This window comes from Streptomyces sp. NPDC052052, assembly GCF_040680455.1.
Classification (GTDB): domain Bacteria; phylum Actinomycetota; class Actinomycetes; order Streptomycetales; family Streptomycetaceae; genus Streptomyces.
The window spans coordinates 349471-366740 of the sequence record NZ_JBFAWU010000003.1 but is presented as its reverse complement, the minus strand read 5'-3'; the positions used below and the strand labels follow the sequence as shown (position 1 = coordinate 366740).

Sequence of the window (17270 nt, the reverse complement as noted above, 5' to 3'; positions counted from 1 at the left end):
CGGTGTGTTCGGGGTAGGCTCGGCCGGTCGGCCACGGCTGGCACACACGGCGACGGCTGGCGACATGGTGAGGAGTGACCCAGGGATGACGGCCGGGAACAGCGGCGCAAACACACCCGAGGACGACGATCCGTTCGGCTACCTGTACGAGGACGGACAGGCTGCGGGCGCCCAGCCGCCTCGGCAGGGCGGCTACGGCTACCCGGGTCCGGCGGCTCCGCAGCCCGGTGTCCCCCGCACCTCGTACAACCAGGTGCGGACCGTCGGCGAGCGCCAGTACGGGCAGCAGGTGCCGTACCAGCAGTCGTACGGCCAGCCGAACGCGCAGTACGCCGCCCCGGAGACGTACCCCGGCGGCGCTCCCGCCCCGCATGTCCCGCAGCAGGGCGGCCACGGCCGTGCAGGCGGCTCCGGCAAGGGCGGCCCGAACACCAAGGGGCTGCTCATCGGCGCGGTCGCGGTGGTCCTGGTCGTGCTCATCGGCATCGGCGCCGCGCTGATCACGGGCGACGACAAGGACGGGAAGAAGGACGAGGCCACCTCGTCCGCCGGCCCCGGTGACGAGGTCGAGGAGTCCCCCGCGCCCGAGCAGTCCGCGACCTCCGAGCCGCCGGCCGAGCTGCCCAAGCAGGACGCGGCCACGCTGAAGCTCGGCGGCGGCGCGATCACCGAGAAGACGGTCGAGGGCGCCGAGGGCCCCGGCGGCATGTACATCGGTGGGTTCAACACGGTGGGAGCGTCGGCGACCTGGACGGCGAACGTCGATGAGGCCGGCGAGTACAAGCTGTACGTGCGGTACGCCATCCCGGCCAAGGACGCGAACGCGACGCTGACGGTGAACGACAAGGCGAACCCTTCTCCGCTGGGTCTGAAGAACTTCATCAACAGCGATGACCCCAATTGGGAGAAGAACTGGCAGACCACCTGGGCGCCGGTGACACTCCAGCAGGGCCGGAACACCATCAAGCTGTCCTGCGAGACCGGCAACCAGTGCGAGGCCATCCTCGACTGGCTGCAGATCAAGGAGCCGTAGGGCCTCTCGGCCGTAGGCGCAGCCCGGTTCCATACGGTTCCGCGGCGACATCCGGCCGGGGACCAGGACGGAAGTCCAGCAGGGTCCGGCCTTTCTCGCCCGAACTTGCCCGAGCAGTCCGGCCTTTCTCGCCCGAGCGGGGTGAGAAGGGCCGGACCGTTGTCGTTCCGGGGCGGGTCAGCCCATCAGGGCCAGGAACCCCGCCACCGTCGCGGCCATCGCCTCGCGCCCCGGTGCGAGGTATCTGCGCGGGTCGACGCCCGTGGCGTTCTCGGCCAGGTGGGCCCGTACCGCGCCGGTGAACGCCGTGTTCAGCGCCGTGCCCACGTTGATCTTGACCATGCCGGAGGCGACGGCCCGGCGGATCTCGTGGTCCGGGACACCGCTGGAGCCGTGCAGCACCAGCGGGACCGGAACCGCGTCGCGCAGCCGGCTGATCAGTGCGTGGTCCAGGGCGGCGGTGCGCTCGGTCATGGCGTGCGAGGAGCCGACCGCGACGGCCAGCGCGTCCACCCCGGTGTCGCGGACGTACCCGGCCGCCTCGTCCGGGTCGGTGCGGACGCCGGGGGCGTGGGCGTCGAGCGGGGGCTCCCCCGCCTTGCCGCCGACCTTGCCGAGTTCGGCCTCGATCCAGAGGCCGCGCTCATGACCCCAGGCCACCGCCTCGGCGGTGGCCCGCACGTTCTCCTCGTAGTCCTGCTTGGAGGCGTCGAACATCACCGAGCCGAAGCCCGCCTCGTGCGCCTGGTGCAGCAACTCCACGGACTCGACGTGGTCGAGGTGGAGTGCCAGCGGGGCGCTGGAGGCGCGGGCGACGGCGGCGGCCGCGGCGGCGACGGGGGAGAGGCGCCCGCCGTGGAACTTCACGGCGTTCTCGGAGATCTGCAGGATGGCGGGCGCGCCGGCCCGCTCCGCGCCGGCCGCTATGGCCTCCGCGTGCTCCAGCGTGATGACGTTGAAGGCGGCGATTCCGCGTCCCTCGGCCTGGGCGGCGGAGACGAGTTCACCGGTGCTGACGAGCGGCATGCTGACCTCTGCGACTTCTCTTGCGGAACCGTCCGGTCCGGGGACCGGACGAGCGGATGCGGGTGGCAGCCGGTGCCGTGACCGGCGACCTCTGCCCGTCGTGGGCAGACATGGCCGGTCGCGACACAGGGCCTCTCGTTTGGATCACGCTGGGCTCGCGTGCCCAGCGTGATCCAAACGAAAGGCCCTAGGCCGCCGGTGGGTGTTCCTCGATCTTCGCCCGCGGCAGCAGATCCTCGTACGCCGCGCGGTCGAAGTCACCGGCCGTGGGGGAGAGCACGGTCGCCGTCGACAGTGCCACCGCCCGACGCAGCCGGTCCGGCCAGCTCAGGCCCTCGACGAGGCCGGACAGCAGCCCGGCCACGGCGGAGTCGCCCGCCCCGGTCGGATTGCCCGGGACCCTGGCGGGCGGGGACGCCTGCCAGATGCCGTCGGGGGTGACCGCCAGCAGGCCGTCCGGACCCAGTGACGCGACGACGCCGTGCGCGCCGCGGCGGCGGGCGTCGCGGGTGGCGCGCAGCGGGTCGCGGGAGCCGGTGAGCTGGGCGAGCTCCTCGGCGTTCGGCTTGATCAGGTCGGGGCGGGCGGCGATGCCGCGGCGCAGCGGTTCGCCACTGGTGTCCAGGAGCACCGGGACACCAGTGGCGCGGGCCAGGCGGACCAGTTCGGCGTAGGCGCCGACGTGGATGCCGGGCGGCAGACTGCCGCAGAGGGCGACGGCGTCGGCCCCGGTGAGGAGTTCCGTGTACCGGGCGAGGAGGGCGGCCCATTCCTCGGCGGTGACGAGTGGGCCGGGTTCGTTGAACTGGGTGGTGTCGCCGGTGGCCCGGTCGACGACGGCGACGGTGCGACGGGTGTTCCCGGCGACGGTCACGAGGGCGTCGGTGATCGGTACGCGGGCGGCCCCGGGGTCCAGGGCCGCGTCCTCCGGTGACCGGTCGGCCAGCAGCTCGCGCAGGACGGTGCCGGTGGCGCCTCCGGCGAAGCCGGTGACCGCCGTCTCGTGGCCGAGTGCGGAGAGCACCCGAGCCACGTTGAGCCCCTTGCCGCCGGGGCGCTCGGACAGGCCGCCGACGCGGTGGGTGGTGTGCGGGACGAGCTTCGGGACGCCGTACGTCAGGTCGAGTGCCGTATTCAGTGTGACCGTGAGGATCACCGCGAACACTCCCTCGAACCCTGCTCCGGAGCGCGATTCCCCGGGGAAGACGCGCTGTGACTGGCTGTATCCCAGGTGATCATGCCAAAGCGGCGGCGGACGGCCCAGACCCAAGGACCAACCGCCGTCTCTTCGTTACGCACGCGCCGAACCCTCGGTCAGCGTCTCGAACGGGGGGATCACCCGATCCGGGGCTCGACGATCCAGGCGCCCTTGCGCATGACTCCCTTGAGCATGAAGTCCGCGTCCAGGACGACCAGGTCCGCGTCCTTGCCCGGGTCCAGCGAGCCGACCTTGTCGTACACACCGAGCAGGCGTGCCGGGTTGGCGGAGATGGACTGCACGACGTCGTCCACCGGGATCCGGTCGATGGTCACGGCCCGGCGGAAGGCGGTGTCCAGGGTGAGCGTGGAGCCCGCGATCGAGTTGCCCTCGACCAGCCGCGCGACGCCGTCCTTGACCTCGACCGCGAGCGGGCCGAGCTGGTACCGGCCGTCGCCGAAGCCGGCCGCGTCCATGGCGTCGGTGATCAGCGCGACCCGGCCGGCCCCCACGTGGTGGTAAGCCAGCTCCAGGGCGATGGGGTGCAGATGCGTGCCGTCGTTGATCAGCTCGACGGTGATCCGCTCGTCCTCCAGCAGGGCCGCGATCGGTCCGGGCACGCGGTGGTTGAGGCCGGGCATCGCGTTGTAGAGGTGGGTGGCGACGGTGGCGCCCGCGTCGATCGCCTCGACGGTCTGGTCGTACGTCGCGTCGGTGTGTCCGATCGCGGCGATCACCCCGTGCTCGGCGAGCAGCCGCACCGACGCGATTCCGCCCGGGAGTTCGGTGGCGAGGGTGACCATCTTCGCCGTGCCACGCGCCGCGTCCATCAGCTTGCGGACCTCGGCCGGGTCCGGGTGGCGCAGCAGGTCCTCGCTGTGGGCGCCCTTGCGGCACGGCGAGATGAACGGCCCCTCGAAGTGGATTCCGGCGAGGTCGCCCTGCTCGACCAGTTCGGACAGCAGGCCGGCCCGCTGGGCGAGGAAGTCCAGCTCACCGGTGACGGTGGAGGCGACCAGGGTCGTGGTGCCGTGCTCGCGGTGGGTACGGATACCGGTGAGGACCTCGTCGACGGTGCCGGAGGTGAAGGACGCGCCGCCGCCGCCGTGGTTGTGCATGTCGACGAAGCCCGGGACCACCCAGTGCCCGCTCAGGTCGACGGTCCGGGCGTCCTGGGCCGCACTGCCGGCGATCCGGCTGCCCTCGACGATCACTCGGCCGTTCTCGACGGTCCCGGTGGGAAGCACCACCCGGGCGCCTGCGAGAACGGTGCTGTCTGCGCGTCCGGCCATCAGGCGGATACCTCCGTGGAGAGTAGATCCCAGGCGAGCAGCCCTGCGCCCAGGCATCCGGCGGTGTCCCCGAGGGCCGCCGGGACGATGCACGGCAGCTTCTGGAACGTGACACGTTCCTCGACGGCCGCACACAGTGGTGTGAACAACGTTTCCCCGGCCTCGGCGAGACCGCCACCGATGATGAGCGTGCCGGGGTCGAGCAGGGTCAGCGCGGTGACGAGCCCGGCGGCGAGTGCGTCCACCGCGTTGCGCCAGACCTCCACGGCCGCGGGGTCGCCCGACTCCACGGCCTTCGCGCAGTCCGCGGCGTCCGCCGTCGGATCGCCGGACGCCGCGGCCCAGGCCCGGCTCACCGCGGAGGCGGACGCCAGGGTCTCCAGACAGCCGCGCTGGCCGCAGCCGCAGTCCGGGCCGTCCGGCCGGACCACGACGTGGCCGATCTCGCCCGCGGACCCGTGCGCACCGGCCTCGATGGTGCCCTCGATGCCGATCGCCCCGGCGATTCCGGTGCCCAGCGCCAGGAACAGGAAGCGGTCGGCGCCCCGGCCCGCGCCGATCCGGCCCTCGGCGAGCCCGCCGGTGCGCACATCGTGGCCGAGCGCGACGGGGACGCCGCCGAGCCGTTCACCGAGCAGGTCACGCATCGGTACGTCGCGCCAGCCCAGGTTCGAGGCGTAGACCGCGATCCCGTTCCGGGCGTCGATGATGCCCGGCACGGCGACACCGGCCGCGACGGCGCTCTCGCCGAGGTGCTCCTCGCCGTACGCCCGCAGGTCCGCGGCGAAGGCGAGGATCGACTCCACGACGGCGTCGGGGCCGCGCTCCCTGCCGGTCGCCCGGCGCGCCTCGTACAGCAGGGCGCCGTCCGCCCCGACCAGTGCGGCCTTCATTCCGGTGCCGCCCACATCGAGGGCGATGACGTGTTTCACGGGAAACAGTCTCGCCCGCCCGCCCCAAAAGGTCTAGTCCACTTTTCGGTTTGTTTCGCGTGCATACAAAAACGTCGCCGGATGTCCCGAGCTGCGGGCCGGGCGGTGGGCTCAGGGCGAAAGGATCACGCTGCGGGTGAGGTTGCGCGGGTGGTCCGGGTCGTACCCCTTCGACTCCGCGAGCTCGACCGCCAGCCGCTGTGCCCGGATCAGGTCCGCCATCGGGTCCGCGGTGGCATGGGCGACCAGCGTGCCGCCCACCCGTGCCACCTCACCGGCGAGCCCCTCCGGCAGGGGGCCGAACACCCAGGCCACCCGCTGCGGTCCGGTGATCGAGATCGGGCCGTGGCGGTACTCCATCGCCGGATACGACTCCGTCCAGGCGCCCGCCGCCTCACGCATCTTCAGCCCGGCCTCCTGGGCCAGGCCGTACGTCCAGCCGCGCCCCAGGAACGTCCACTGCTCGGCCGAGACCACCGCCTCGTCCAGCGGCTCCCTCACCGCGAGCTCCGCGTCGACCGCGGCGGCGGCGACCGTCTTCACTCCGGCCGGAAGCGGGCCCGACGCCTCCAGGCCGGCCCGCAGAAAAGCCAGTGCGGTGGTAGCGAACCGGGTCTGGACGACCGATTCCTCGTCGGCCCAGTCCAGCACGGCGACCGTGTCGGCGGCGTCCATGACCGGTGTCGCCGGATCGGCGGTCAGCGCCACGGTGGTGACCTTGCCGCGCAGCGCGCCGAGGAGCTCCAGCACCTCGGTCGTCGTGCCGGAGCGGGTGATCGCCACCACCCGGTCGTACGGCCGCCCGGCCGGGAACTCCGAGGAGGGGTACGCGTCCGTCTCGCCCTGGCCGGCGGCCTCGCGCAGGGCCGCGTACGCGATGGCCATGAACCAGGAGGTGCCGCACCCGGTGACGGCGACCCGCTCGCCGGGCAGCGGCAGTCCGTCGAACGCCGCTCCCGCCTCTGCGGCACGGCGCCAGCAGTCGGGCTGGGTGGCGATCTCTGATGCGGTACGGGACATGCTGGACGGCTCCTTGCGGCGGGGAACGGTGACGAGGCGAGTGGTGCGGCACAGCGGTGGGGCACGGGTCCGGATCATCAAGGGGCATACCCCGTCCCCTCCTTAGCAGTCGGTGCAGGTCAAGGGCAATGCCCGTGTGAGCCAACCGGGAGCGGTCCGGGAGTGGGTCGGGGTGCGTCGCGCGGGTGCCGGGCCCACGGCGTCGGCCGTCGGGGCTTCTGGCGATACGGGCCCTGCGGCAGGAGTGCTCGCAGCCGGGGCGGAGCCTGCTCCGGACCCTTGCGGGGCCTTCGCGCGCGGCATAAGTTACCGCTTAGTAGATCCTTGTGGGGCGCCTCTCGCACGGGAGTTCCCGGTGGGCGGTAGCCGTGCCGACCGCGTCCTCGCGCACTGCGGGGCCCCTCGGGGTTCGGTCCTCCACGCTTCGTCCTCAGGCCGTGACCAGCCCACCGCCCCGATCCAGCCCACCGTTGAGGGAGTCGAAATGCCCACGCTCGACCGCCATGACCAGGTCTTCGTCCTCGATCTCGGAGACGGGGAGAACCGTTTCCACCCCGACTGGATCGCCTCCGTCGGCGCGGCGCTGGACGAGGTGGAGAAGGCGGAAGGACCCCGGGCCCTGGTGACGGCCGCGACGGGGAAGTTCTACTCCAACGGCCTGGACCTGGACTGGCTGTTCGCTCACGCGGACCAGCACCAGGACTACGTCGCCTCCGTGCACGGGCTGTTCGCACGGATGCTGTCCCTGCCGGTGATCACCGTGGCCGCTCTGCAGGGGCACACCTTCGCCGCCGGTGCGATGTTCTCCCTCGCCCACGACTTCCGCGTCATGCGCGCCGACCGTGGCTACTGGTGCCTGCCCGAGGCGGACATCAACATCCCCTTCACCCCCGCCATGTCCGCCCTCATCCAGGCCCGGCTGGCCCCGCAGACCGCCCACCAGGCCATGCTCACCGCCCACCGCTACGGCGGAACCGACGCCGAGGCCGCAGGCATCGTCGACCGGGCGGTCGCCGAGGACGCCGTCCGTACGGCCGCCGTCGAACTGGCCCAGGCCCAGGTGAACAGGGCCGGCGACACCCTCGGGACCATCAAGGCCCGCATGTACGCCCCCGTGCTGGCCGCCCTGCGCGACACCGTCGCCCCGCTCGGCTGACACCACCGCACGTCGCGCCCCCCTTCCCGTCCCGGCGCCCCATCGCGCACCGGGACGGGGTACCGCCGCCGGTCCGGGAGCACGGCCGCCACGGTGTTCCGCCGGGCGATAGGTTGGCTGATATGACCGCTCCTCCGAATGGCCCCGGCACCCCGGACGGCCCCGTGGGCCTGTCCGACCGGGACCGTGCCGTGCTCGCCCTCGAACGGCAGCCGTGGGCCGGTCCCGGCGCGAAGGAGCGCGCGATCCGCGAACGGCTCGGCATCTCGCCCACGCGCTACTACCAGCTGCTGAACGCGCTGCTCGACGACCGGCGGGCGCTGGAGGAGGACCCGGTGACGGTGAACCGCCTGCGCCGGGTCCGCGAGGCCCGGCGGGGACGCCGCTGAGTGGCGGCCCAGGGCGTTCCGGCCCCGGAACGCCCCCGAGCGCCCCGGAGCACCGGCCGCTCGGCGCGACCGGCGCCGCACGGCCGCTATAGGCTCGGCCCATGGGCAGCAACCCGCACGTACCCGCGCCGAGCGAGACCCCGTCCGAGCTCCCCACCCCCACCACCCGACCCGGCCGAGAAGCCCTCGCCGCGATCCTCGCGCGCCCGGACCGGGCCGTCATCGCGCTCGATTTCGACGGCACCCTGGCCGACATCGTCCCCGACCCGGAACAGGCCCGCGCCCACCCGGGCACGGTCGAAGCCCTCGCCGCCCTCGCCCCCGAGGTGGCCTCCATCGCCGTGATCACCGGCCGCCCGGCCGACGTCGCGGTCCGGTACGGCGGGTTCGCGGGAGTGCCCGGACTCGACCACCTCGTCGTCCTCGGCCACTACGGTGCCGAACGCTGGGACGCCGCCTCGGGCGCCGTGCACACCCCCGCCCCGCACCCCGGCATCGCCGCGATCCGCGCCGAACTCCCGTGTGTGCTCGACCTGTTCGACTCCGGGCGCGGCGCCTGGATCGAGGAGAAGGGGCAGGCGATTGCCGTCCACACCCGCCGCGCCGCCGACCCGCAGGTGGCGTTCGAGACCCTGAGCGGCCCCCTGGTCGACCTCGCCGCCCGGCACGGGCTGATCGTCGAACCGGGCCGCCTGGTCCTGGAGTTGCGCCCGCCGGGCATGGACAAGGGTGTGGCGCTCGCGCGGTACCTGCGGGAAGCGGACGCCGAGTCCGTCCTCTACGCGGGCGACGACCTGGGCGACCTCGCCGCGTACGCCACCGTGGAGAAACTCCGCGCCGAGGGCCCGGACGGCATCCCCGGCCTGCTGGTGTGCAGCGGCAGCGCGGAGGTGCCCGAACTGGCCGAACGAGCCGATCTGCTGCTGAACGGCCCGGGATCCGTCGTGGCGTTCCTGGCGGCCCTCGCGCGCCGGCTCCAGCACTGACGGCGGGCTGCGGGTCCGGCCGGACCCGCGCTCACGTCCTGCGCAGCGCGTCCAGCTGGTCCAGGAACCACTGCTGCGGCGGCAGTGCCACCGCTGCCGCCGCCAGCCGCCGCGTGCGCGCGGCCCGTTCGTCGTCCGCCATCGTGAGCGCCTCGTGCAGCGCCGCCGCCGTCGCGGACACGTCGTACGGGTTCACCACGACCGCGTCGCCGCCCAGCTCCTCGTAGGCCCCCGCCTCCCGCGACAGCACCAGGACGCAGCCGTGGTCGGAGACGACCGGGACCTCCTTGGCGACCAGGTTCATGCCGTCACGGACCGGGTTGACGAGCGCCACGTCGGCCAGCCGGTACGCGGCGAGCGAGCGGGCGAAGTCGTCCTTCACGTGGAGCACGACCGGCGTCCAGCCCGCCGTGCCGTACACGGTGTTGATCTCGTCGGCGACCCGCTGCACCTCGGCCGTGTACTCGCGGTACACCGCCAGGTCCTGGCGCGAGGGGTACGCGAAGGCGACATGGACGACCCGCTCGTGCCACTCGGGCCTCTCCTCGAGGAGCTCGCGGTAGGCGAACAGGCCCCGCACGATGTTCTTGGACAGCTCCGTCCGGTCCACCCGCACGATCGTCCTGCGCCCGGGGCCGATCTGCTCCCGCAGCGCCGCCATCCGCTCGTCCACATCGGCCTCGTGCGCGCGCCCGTGCAGAAAGTCCGCGTCCGCGCCGAGCCCGTGCACCCCGATCTCGGTGTGCCCGGTGCCGCCCAGGATCCGGTTGCAGCAGTCGACGAACGCGTCCGCCCAGCGCCGGGTCAGGAAGGCCGCCCGGTCCGCGCCCAGGATGCCGCGCAGCACCTGCTCGGCGATGTCGTCGGGGAGCAGGCGGAAGTAGTCGACGGGCGCCCACGGGGTGTGCGAGAAGTGGCCGATCCTGAGGTCGGGGCGGAGCTCGCGGAGCATGCCGGGCACCAGCGCCAGGTGGTAGTCCTGCACCAGCACCGCCGCACCCCGGCCCGCCTCCTCGGCGAGCGCCTCGGCGAACGCCCGGTTGTACGTCTCGAACGACGCCCACTGCCTCCGGAACTCCGCGTCGAACACCGGCTCCAGCGGTGTCTGGTAGAGCATGTGGTGGACGAACCAGAGCACCGAGTTCGCGATGCCGTGGTACGCGTCGGTGTGCACGTCCTCGTCGATGTCGAGCATCCGTACGCCCTGCTCACCGACCCCGCGCCGGACCGCCTCCCGGTCCCCGTCACCGAGTGCGGAGCAGACCCACAGCTTGTCCTTGACGGCGCTCAGCCCGGAGACCAGCCCACCGCCACCGCGCCTGGCTTCGAGCGTTCCGTCCACGGCCAGGGTGTACGAGACCGGGCCGCGGTTGGACGCGACGAGGACCTGCGCGGCGGGCCGGCCCTCGGACGGGGCTGCGGACGGGGCTTCGGGCTGGGCTTCGTGCGCGGAGACCATGTTGCGGAATCTAGCCCGATCACGAACCGCCCAAACGTGCGAAGTCAGGCCGCGCGGCGCGCGACGTACTCCTCGATCTCGCGCATCGGGGGCCGCTCCGCGGTGTCCACCGTATGGGTACGCGGTACGAAGCCGTTCTCGCCGCGTTCGAACTGGGTGAGCGCAGGCCGGACCAGGTGGCCGCGGGAGAGCCGGAGCTGAGCGGTCCGGTAGATCGCCGCCGCCATCCGGCCGAGCGCCTGTCCATCCTGGTGGCGGTGTTTGCGCACCCCCACATCGACCTGGGCCAGGGCGTCCAGACCCACCGTGTGCAGGGCGTCGACCAGGAGTCCCAGCTCCACTCCGTAGCCGACGGGGAAGGGGAGCTGTTCCAGGAGGGAGCGGCGCACGGCGTATTCGCCACCCAGCGGCTGGACGAAGCCGGCCAGCTGCGGCCAGTGCAGATTGAGCAGCGGGCGGGCCACCAGTTCGGTGACACGGCCCCCCTGGCCCGCGGTGTCGCCGAACGGGCGGTCGTACATCGCCTTGACGAACTGCACGTCCGGCTCGGTGAGCAGCGGGCCGACGATGCCGGAGACGAAGTCCGCCGAGAACTCCTTCAGGTCGGCGTCGACGAAGCAGACGATGTCACCGCTGGTCACCAGGAGCGACCGCCACAGCACCTCGCCCTTGCCGGGCACGGCCGGGATCCGGGGGAGTATCGCGTCCCGGTGCACCACCCGGGCACCGGCCTCCCCGGCCACCCGGGCGGTGGCGTCCGTGGAACCGGAGTCGATCACCACGAGTTCGTCGACCAGGCGGACCTTCTCCATCAGCTCGCGCCGGATCGTCGTGACGATCGCGCCGACCGTCGCCTCCTCGTTCAGCGCGGGCAGCACCACGCTCACGCTTCCGCGGCGCGGGTCCCGTGCCTTGGCGGCGACGAGCCGCTCCAGCGGGCGGTCGGCGGCCGACCAGGAACGACTGACCAGCCAGCGTTCGACCTCTTCGAGCACGGTCGATACTCCCTGTATGTGATCCATCTCGCGGTTCGGACGACTATCTCAACCGTCCAGGGCTTCGGTTACAGTCTTGAACAACGCGGATGGCCGTCGTATGTCGGGGTCCGTCCGCCGAAAAATGCCTGGATCGCTGATCCAGTGCCACAGCGCTCATCCAGAGGGACTGAGGGAACGGCCCGTTGAAGTCCCGGCAACCCTCCCATCCCCCGGCCGTCCATTTCGTTCGAGCCGGGACGACCCCAATTCGCGAGGTCAGGTGGGGAAGGTGCCAATTCCGTCTCGTGGCGAGATGCGTCACGAGGAAGATGAGGAGAAAGGGCCTCGCCTCTCATGGCTGCGCAGACTGTTGCAGTGAACACCGATTCCTCCGCCGATGGTGTCGACCTCGGCCCCGCAGCGGCGCTTTCCTGCCGCGAATGCGGTGAGCGTTTCGAACTCGGCCCCATCTTCGCCTGCGCGTCCTGTTTCGGGCCGCTCGAAGTGGCGTACGACCTGCCGAGCGGCTCTCCCGACGAACTGAAGAAGCGCATCGAGGCCGGGCCCCACAACATCTGGCGCTACGCGCCGCTGCTGCCGGTCCCCGCCGATGTCGCGGACAAGCCCAACATCAACCCCGGCTGCACCAAGCTGGTCAAGGCCGACAACCTCGCCCGCGAGCTGGGCGTCACCGGTGAGCTGTACGTCAAGGACGACTCCGGCAACCCGACGCACTCCTTCAAGGACCGGGTCGTCGCCATCGCCGTCGAGGCCGCCCGCGCCTTCGGTTTCACCACCCTCTCCTGCTCCTCCACCGGCAACCTCGCCGGTGCGGTGGGCGCCGCCGCGGCCCGCGCCGGCTTCCGCTCCTGCGTGTTCATCCCGCACGACCTGGAACAGGGCAAGGTCGTCATGGCCGCGGTGTACGGCGGCGAACTGGTCGGCATCGAGGGCAACTACGACGACGTCAACCGCTTCTGCTCGGAGCTCATCGGCGACCCGCTCGGCGAGGGCTGGGGCTTCGTCAACGTCAACCTGCGCCCGTACTACGGCGAGGGCTCCAAGACGCTGGCGTACGAGATCTGCGAGCAGCTCGGCTGGCGGCTGCCCGACCAGATCGTCATCCCGATCGCGTCCGGATCGCAGCTCACGAAGATCGACAAGGGTCTGCAGGAGCTGATCAAGCTCGGTCTCGTCGAGGACAAGCCGTACAAGATCTTCGGTGCCCAGGCCGAGGGCTGCTCCCCGGTCTCCACCGCCTTCAAGGCCGGACACGACGTCGTACGGCCCCAGAAGCCGAACACCATCGCCAAGTCCCTGGCGATCGGCAACCCGGCCGACGGCCCGTACGTCCTGGACATCGCCCGCCGCACCGGCGGCGCCGTCGAGGACGTCGACGACGAGCAGGTCGTCGACGCGATCAAGCTGCTGGCGCGCACCGAGGGCATCTTCGCGGAGACGGCGGGCGGAGTGACGGTCGGCGTGACGAAGAAGCTCATCGAGGCCGGTCTGCTCGACCCGGCGCTGACCACCGTCGTCCTCAACACGGGCGACGGCCTCAAGACCCTGGACGCGGTGGCCGCCACCTCGCAGGCGACCGCGACGATCCGTCCGAGCCTGGACGCGTTCCGCGCCGCCGGCCTGGCCGGCAACTGACCACCCGAGACCGGAGAAAGGCATCCGCATGAGCGTCAAGGTCCGTATCCCCACCATCCTCCGCACCTACACGGGCGGCCAGGCCGAGGTCCCGGCCGAGGGCGCGACCCTCTCGCAGGTCATCGAGTCCCTGGAGCAGAACCACCCGGGCATCGCCGCCCGTGTCCTGGACGACCAGGGCAAGCTGCGCCGCTTCGTGAACGTGTACGTCAACGACGACGACGTGCGCTTCGAGGGCGGTCTGGAGACGGCGACGCCGGACGGTGCCGGTATCTCGATCATCCCGGCGGTCGCGGGCGGCTGCTGACCGCCGACTTCACAGCGTTATCGGAATTGCCCCCTCTGCGAGAGAAGCGGAGGGGGCAATTCTGTAGGGTTGAGCGCGGTACAGTGTGGGAAGTCCCCCCAGCTGCCCGTGCCGCCCGCATATGAGAATGCGCCTGGCTGCGATAAGAAGCAGCCAAAGTGCGGAAGCACCTTGCGTCAAAAGTCTCCTTTGTCTGGCCCGACTTGCCCTGGATCCTTACGAATTCCCCATATTCGGGCGATCGGTGCTGCCCAGATTTCTCGTCCGATTGACCTGTTGCAGAGGGCAGTTGGGCAGATACATTCGGCCGCGGTCGACGCGTTCCGGCGCACACACCCTGCCCTGTCGGGGAGTGAGTTCTGACCCGGGTCCGCGAAGTGCGGTCCTGCGCAAGGGCCAGTAATAGGGGAGTTAGGCATGGCTCAGGGCACCGTCAAGTGGTTCAACGCGGAGAAGGGGTACGGCTTCATCGCGGTCGACGGTGGTGCGGATGTTTTCGTCCACTACAGCGCGATCCAGATGGACGGCTACCGCACCCTCGAAGAGGGTCAGCGAGTTGAGTTCGAGATCTCGCAGGGCCAGAAGGGGCCGCAGGCGGACATGGTCAAGCTCGCCGTCGGCTGAGTTCGGCGCGGTCGGCCAACGACACCACTTCATACGCGAAGGACCCGCACCACCGGGGTACACCCCCAGAGGTGCGGGTCCTTCGCGCGTTCGCGTACCCGGGCGGGCGGCTGTCGTCGTCCGCGAACCCCTGAGGCGTCTGCTCCTTTCGGCCGTCACTCCTGGGCGGACCTTCGCCGAAGGCGCTTGCACTCTCGGGGGTCGAGTGCTAATCATTGGCGTTAGCACTCTCCAGGTGAGAGTGACAGAACTTGGACCGGGCCGGTGAGGCCCGCAGGGCCGGTGGGGCAAGGAACCACCGGTCGCGCAGGCCGTCCGTCGCGGGCGCCACTCGGTCCGGAGCAATCCACCCCTGTCCGGGAGGACCACTTCACATGGCCAAGATCATCGCGTTCGACGAGGAGGCCCGGCGCGGTCTCGAGCGCGGCATGAACCAGCTCGCCGACGCCGTCAAGGTCACCCTTGGCCCCAAGGGTCGCAACGTCGTCCTTGAGAAGAAGTGGGGCGCCCCCACGATCACCAACGATGGTGTGTCCATCGCCAAGGAGATCGAGCTGGAGGACCCGTACGAGAAGATCGGTGCGGAGCTGGTCAAGGAGGTCGCCAAGAAGACGGACGACGTCGCCGGCGACGGTACGACCACCGCCACCGTTCTCGCCCAGGCTCTCGTCCGCGAGGGTCTGCGCAACGTCGCCGCGGGTGCCAACCCGATGGCGCTCAAGCGGGGCATCGAGAAGGCCGTCGAGGCCGTCTCCGCCGCCCTCCTGGAGCAGGCCAAGGACGTGGAGACCAAGGAGCAGATCGCTTCGACCGCCTCCATCTCCGCCGCCGACACCCAGATCGGCGAGCTCATCGCCGAGGCCATGGACAAGGTCGGCAAGGAAGGCGTCATCACCGTCGAGGAGTCCCAGACCTTCGGTCTGGAGCTGGAGCTCACCGAGGGTATGCGCTTCGACAAGGGCTACATCTCGGCGTACTTCGCCACCGACATGGAGCGCATGGAGTCGTCCCTCGACGACCCGTACATCCTGATCGTGAACTCCAAGGTCAGCAGCGTGAAGGACCTCCTTCCGCTGCTGGAGAAGGTCATGCAGTCCGGCAAGCCGCTGCTGATCATCGCCGAGGACGTCGAGGGCGAGGCCCTGTCGACCCTGGTCGTCAACAAGATCCGTGGCACCTTCAAGTCCGTCGCCGTCAAGGCCCCGGGCTTCGGTGACCGCCGCAAGGCCATGCTCGGCGACATCGCCATCCTCACCGGTGGCACCGTCATCTCCGAGGAGGTCGGCCTCAAGCTGGAGAACGCCGGTCTCGACCTGCTCGGCCGCGCCCGCAAGGTCGTCATCACCAAGGACGAGACGACGATCGTCGACGGTGCCGGTGACAGCGACCAGGTCCAGGGTCGCGTCAACCAGATCCGTGCCGAGATCGAGAACTCCGACTCGGACTACGACCGCGAGAAGCTCCAGGAGCGCCTCGCGAAGCTGGCCGGCGGCGTGGCCGTCATCAAGGCCGGTGCCGCGACCGAGGTCGAGCTCAAGGAGCGCAAGCACCGCATCGAGGACGCGGTGCGCAACGCCAAGGCCGCCGTCGAGGAGGGCATCGTCGCCGGTGGTGGCGTGGCTCTGCTCCAGGCCTCGGCCGTCTTCGAGAAGCTGGAGCTCTCGGGTGACGAGGCGACCGGCGCCAACGCCGTCAAGCTGGCGCTGGAGGCCCCGCTGAAGCAGATCGCCGTCAACGGTGGTCTCGAGGGCGGCGTCGTCGTCGAGAAGGTGCGCAACCTGGCCGTCGGCCACGGTCTGAACGCCGCGACCGGCGAGTACGTCGACATGATCGCCGAGGGCATCCTCGACCCGGCGAAGGTCACGCGCTCCGCCCTGCAGAACGCCGCGTCCATCGCCGCGCTGTTCCTCACCACCGAGGCCGTCATCGCCGACAAGCCGGAGAAGGCCGCCGCGGCCGCTCCGGGCGGCATGCCGGGTGGTGACATGGACTTCTGATCCTGACGGATCGGTAGTTCTCGCACAGCTGTGCCTCATCGACCCCCGGGACCGACTGGTCCCGGGGGTCGATGCCGTGTCGGCGCGGGACGGGCGGCAGCGGCGATGCCCGCCGGAACACCCTGAGCACGCGACCCCCGTCCCGCCGGAGCCGGTTCCGGATCCCGGGTCTCGGAAAGAGCGCTCGGACATCGAGGCTCGAGCCCCGGGAGATGCGGTGCCGGATGGGGGCGTGCGGAGTTCGCTCAATGCGCCGGGCGGGCTTCTGAGCGCCCCTGCTGGTGGAGTGGATCGGTGCGGGCGCGACGGCGGGATCGGGGGAAGGGCGAGGGACTCCTGTGATCTTGGAAGTGCGGGCTGCACGGCCCGCACTTCCTCCCCCTTCTCTTCATACGAGGAGTCCCGTGCGTATCCGTTCGATCCTGTCTCTCGCCGCGTCCGCCGTCGCCGTGGCGGCGCTGGCCACCCCCGCCCAGGCCGCCGACGACGGCTCCTACTTCATCCGTGATCTGCGCAGTGGCCAGTGCCTCGCAGGCGGCGAGGGCCCGCTGGGCGGCCACGTCGAGCCGTGCAGCCCCGGCACCGTCTGGGAGATCCGCAACCAGGACGACGGCCTGGCCCAGATCGTCGAGGCCCGCGGGGAGGAGCGCTGCCTGGCGCTCTCGCCGCTCCGGATCTACCCGCCGACCGTCTGGGTTGCCCCGTGCGGCCGTCAGCCCGACCTGTGGTCGATCGAGGGCGACACCGACAGGGAGCCGGTCGTGATCGCCCTCGGCCGGGGCGAGTTCGGCAACCTGACCACGCAGGGCAACCGCGTGGTCCTCAGCCCCGATGACCGCCGCCAGTGGGTCCTGGAGCGGCTCGGCTAGCCCGTCCGTCCAGGAGCGCATCCGCCCGCACCTGCCTCGCCGTTCACGCAACCGCCCCGTGCCGGGAACTCTCGTTCCCGGCACGGGGCGGTTTCTCCGTGGGGGGCTCGGTGGTGGGCCGCCGGGGCTCAGTCGGGGCGTGGGCCGATGACGGTCTCGCCGTCGTACACGGTGATCGCCTGGGCCGGGCAGATGTCGGCGGCGTCCAGCACCCGCTCGTCCGGCTCGATCCCGTCCACGAGCACGCGTGAGTACGCGCCGTCCAGCACGAACACCTCGGGCACCGCCCCGGCGCACATGCCCGACGCCTGGCAGAGGGTCGGATCGACGCGTACGTTCCAGGCCATCT

17 protein-coding genes and 1 riboswitch are annotated in these 17270 nt (G+C 71.2%); of the genes, 9 read left to right on the top strand and 8 right to left on the bottom strand.

What is annotated here, in order from left to right:
• The first annotated feature begins 85 nt into the window (after positions 1-85).
• Positions 86-1033, top strand: coding sequence for a CBM35 domain-containing protein (locus AB0L71_RS05710; protein ID WP_365238270.1), 948 nt, complete (start codon positions 86-88; stop codon positions 1031-1033).
• Between the two features lie 177 nt (positions 1034-1210).
• On the opposite strand, the gene AB0L71_RS05705 is transcribed toward AB0L71_RS05710, so the two are convergent.
• The 5 genes from AB0L71_RS05705 to AB0L71_RS05685 all read right to left on the bottom strand — a co-directional run bounded on the left by AB0L71_RS05705 (position 1211) and on the right by AB0L71_RS05685 (position 6501).
• Entirely contained in the window at positions 1211-2059 is an 849-nt protein-coding gene (locus tag AB0L71_RS05705) for a class II fructose-bisphosphate aldolase (RefSeq protein ID WP_365238267.1), read from the bottom strand.
• A gap of 187 nt (positions 2060-2246) precedes the next feature.
• Positions 2247-3215: a 1-phosphofructokinase family hexose kinase gene (locus AB0L71_RS05700; protein ID WP_365238265.1), complete on the bottom strand. Its 969-nt coding sequence runs from the start codon at positions 3213-3215 to the stop codon at positions 2247-2249.
• 179 nt (positions 3216-3394) lie between these two features.
• Entirely contained in the window at positions 3395-4549 is a 1155-nt protein-coding gene (nagA, locus tag AB0L71_RS05695; protein ID WP_365238262.1) for an N-acetylglucosamine-6-phosphate deacetylase, read from the bottom strand.
• Positions 4549-5481, bottom strand: coding sequence for an ROK family protein (locus tag AB0L71_RS05690; RefSeq protein WP_365238260.1), 933 nt, complete (start codon positions 5479-5481; stop codon positions 4549-4551). Before AB0L71_RS05690 ends, nagA begins: the two co-directional genes overlap by 1 nt.
• Positions 5482-5592: 111 nt before the next feature.
• Positions 5593-6501: a sugar isomerase gene (locus tag AB0L71_RS05685; protein WP_365238257.1), complete on the bottom strand. Its 909-nt coding sequence runs from the start codon at positions 6499-6501 to the stop codon at positions 5593-5595.
• A gap of 484 nt (positions 6502-6985) precedes the next feature.
• Here AB0L71_RS05685 and AB0L71_RS05680 point away from each other — a divergent pair, with 484 nt between their 5' ends.
• The 3 genes from AB0L71_RS05680 to otsB all read left to right on the top strand — a co-directional run bounded on the left by AB0L71_RS05680 (position 6986) and on the right by otsB (position 9032).
• Positions 6986-7657: an enoyl-CoA hydratase-related protein gene (locus AB0L71_RS05680; RefSeq protein WP_365238254.1), complete on the top strand. Its 672-nt coding sequence runs from the start codon at positions 6986-6988 to the stop codon at positions 7655-7657.
• 122 nt (positions 7658-7779) lie between these two features.
• Complete coding sequence (locus AB0L71_RS05675; RefSeq protein WP_365238252.1) at positions 7780-8046, top strand: DUF3263 domain-containing protein; 267 nt, start codon at positions 7780-7782, stop codon at positions 8044-8046.
• A 101-nt stretch (positions 8047-8147) separates the two neighbouring features.
• The gene (gene otsB, locus AB0L71_RS05670) at positions 8148-9032 is read left to right on the top strand and encodes a trehalose-phosphatase (RefSeq protein WP_365238249.1); all 885 of its coding nucleotides are present in this window, start codon (positions 8148-8150) and stop codon (positions 9030-9032) included.
• A gap of 31 nt (positions 9033-9063) precedes the next feature.
• Here otsB and AB0L71_RS05665 read toward each other — a convergent pair whose 3' ends face one another.
• Positions 9064-10491, bottom strand: a complete 1428-nt coding sequence (locus tag AB0L71_RS05665) for a trehalose-6-phosphate synthase (RefSeq protein WP_365238247.1) — start codon at positions 10489-10491, stop codon at positions 9064-9066.
• Between the two features lie 44 nt (positions 10492-10535).
• Positions 10536-11486 (bottom strand): glucosyl-3-phosphoglycerate synthase, encoded by a 951-nt coding sequence (locus AB0L71_RS05660; protein ID WP_365238245.1) that lies wholly within the window; start codon positions 11484-11486, stop codon positions 10536-10538.
• Between the two features lie 153 nt (positions 11487-11639).
• Positions 11640-11804, top strand: a riboswitch (SAM riboswitch).
• A gap of 18 nt (positions 11805-11822) precedes the next feature.
• Here AB0L71_RS05660 and thrC point away from each other — a divergent pair.
• The 5 genes from thrC to AB0L71_RS05635 all read left to right on the top strand — a co-directional run bounded on the left by thrC (position 11823) and on the right by AB0L71_RS05635 (position 16921).
• Positions 11823-13124: a threonine synthase gene (gene thrC / locus AB0L71_RS05655; RefSeq protein WP_365238242.1), complete on the top strand. Its 1302-nt coding sequence runs from the start codon at positions 11823-11825 to the stop codon at positions 13122-13124.
• Between the two features lie 28 nt (positions 13125-13152).
• Positions 13153-13431 carry a MoaD/ThiS family protein gene (locus AB0L71_RS05650; RefSeq protein ID WP_365238239.1) on the top strand — a complete coding sequence of 93 codons (279 nt, stop codon included), beginning with the start codon at positions 13153-13155 and terminating at the stop codon, positions 13429-13431.
• Positions 13432-13848: 417 nt separating this feature from the next.
• Positions 13849-14055, top strand: a complete 207-nt coding sequence (locus AB0L71_RS05645; protein WP_003967346.1) for a cold-shock protein — start codon at positions 13849-13851, stop codon at positions 14053-14055.
• 374 nt (positions 14056-14429) lie between these two features.
• On the top strand, positions 14430-16052 hold the full coding sequence (groL, locus tag AB0L71_RS05640; RefSeq protein WP_365238237.1) for a chaperonin GroEL: 1623 nt from the start codon (positions 14430-14432) through the stop codon (positions 16050-16052).
• 404 nt (positions 16053-16456) lie between these two features.
• Positions 16457-16921, top strand: coding sequence for a hypothetical protein (locus AB0L71_RS05635; RefSeq protein WP_365238234.1), 465 nt, complete (start codon positions 16457-16459; stop codon positions 16919-16921).
• Between the two features lie 128 nt (positions 16922-17049).
• Here AB0L71_RS05635 and AB0L71_RS05630 read toward each other — a convergent pair whose 3' ends face one another.
• Positions 17050-17268 (bottom strand): ferredoxin, encoded by a 219-nt coding sequence (locus AB0L71_RS05630; protein ID WP_365238232.1) that lies wholly within the window; start codon positions 17266-17268, stop codon positions 17050-17052.
• Between the last annotated feature and the right edge of the window lie 2 nt (positions 17269-17270).

Excerpts from the sequence above, each read along its gene's own strand:
- AB0L71_RS05710 (WP_365238270.1), top strand. The coding sequence starts at position 86 with ATGACGGCCGGGAACAGCGGCGCAAACACACCCGAGGACGACGATCCG.
- thrC (WP_365238242.1), top strand. The coding sequence starts at position 11,823 with ATGGCTGCGCAGACTGTTGCAGTGAACACCGATTCCTCCGCCGATGGT.
- AB0L71_RS05665 (WP_365238247.1), bottom strand. The coding sequence starts at position 10,491 with ATGGTCTCCGCGCACGAAGCCCAGCCCGAAGCCCCGTCCGCAGCCCCG.
- nagA (WP_365238262.1), bottom strand. The coding sequence starts at position 4,549 with ATGGCCGGACGCGCAGACAGCACCGTTCTCGCAGGCGCCCGGGTGGTG.
- AB0L71_RS05680 (WP_365238254.1), top strand. The coding sequence starts at position 6,986 with ATGCCCACGCTCGACCGCCATGACCAGGTCTTCGTCCTCGATCTCGGA.
- groL (WP_365238237.1), top strand. The coding sequence starts at position 14,430 with ATGGCCAAGATCATCGCGTTCGACGAGGAGGCCCGGCGCGGTCTCGAG.
- AB0L71_RS05705 (WP_365238267.1), bottom strand. The coding sequence starts at position 2,059 with ATGCCGCTCGTCAGCACCGGTGAACTCGTCTCCGCCGCCCAGGCCGAG.
- AB0L71_RS05685 (WP_365238257.1), bottom strand. The coding sequence starts at position 6,501 with ATGTCCCGTACCGCATCAGAGATCGCCACCCAGCCCGACTGCTGGCGC.
- AB0L71_RS05630 (WP_365238232.1), bottom strand. The coding sequence starts at position 17,268 with ATGGCCTGGAACGTACGCGTCGATCCGACCCTCTGCCAGGCGTCGGGC.
- otsB (WP_365238249.1), top strand. The coding sequence starts at position 8,148 with ATGGGCAGCAACCCGCACGTACCCGCGCCGAGCGAGACCCCGTCCGAG.
- AB0L71_RS05650 (WP_365238239.1), top strand. The coding sequence starts at position 13,153 with ATGAGCGTCAAGGTCCGTATCCCCACCATCCTCCGCACCTACACGGGC.
- AB0L71_RS05675 (WP_365238252.1), top strand. The coding sequence starts at position 7,780 with ATGACCGCTCCTCCGAATGGCCCCGGCACCCCGGACGGCCCCGTGGGC.
- AB0L71_RS05645 (WP_003967346.1), top strand. The coding sequence starts at position 13,849 with ATGGCTCAGGGCACCGTCAAGTGGTTCAACGCGGAGAAGGGGTACGGC.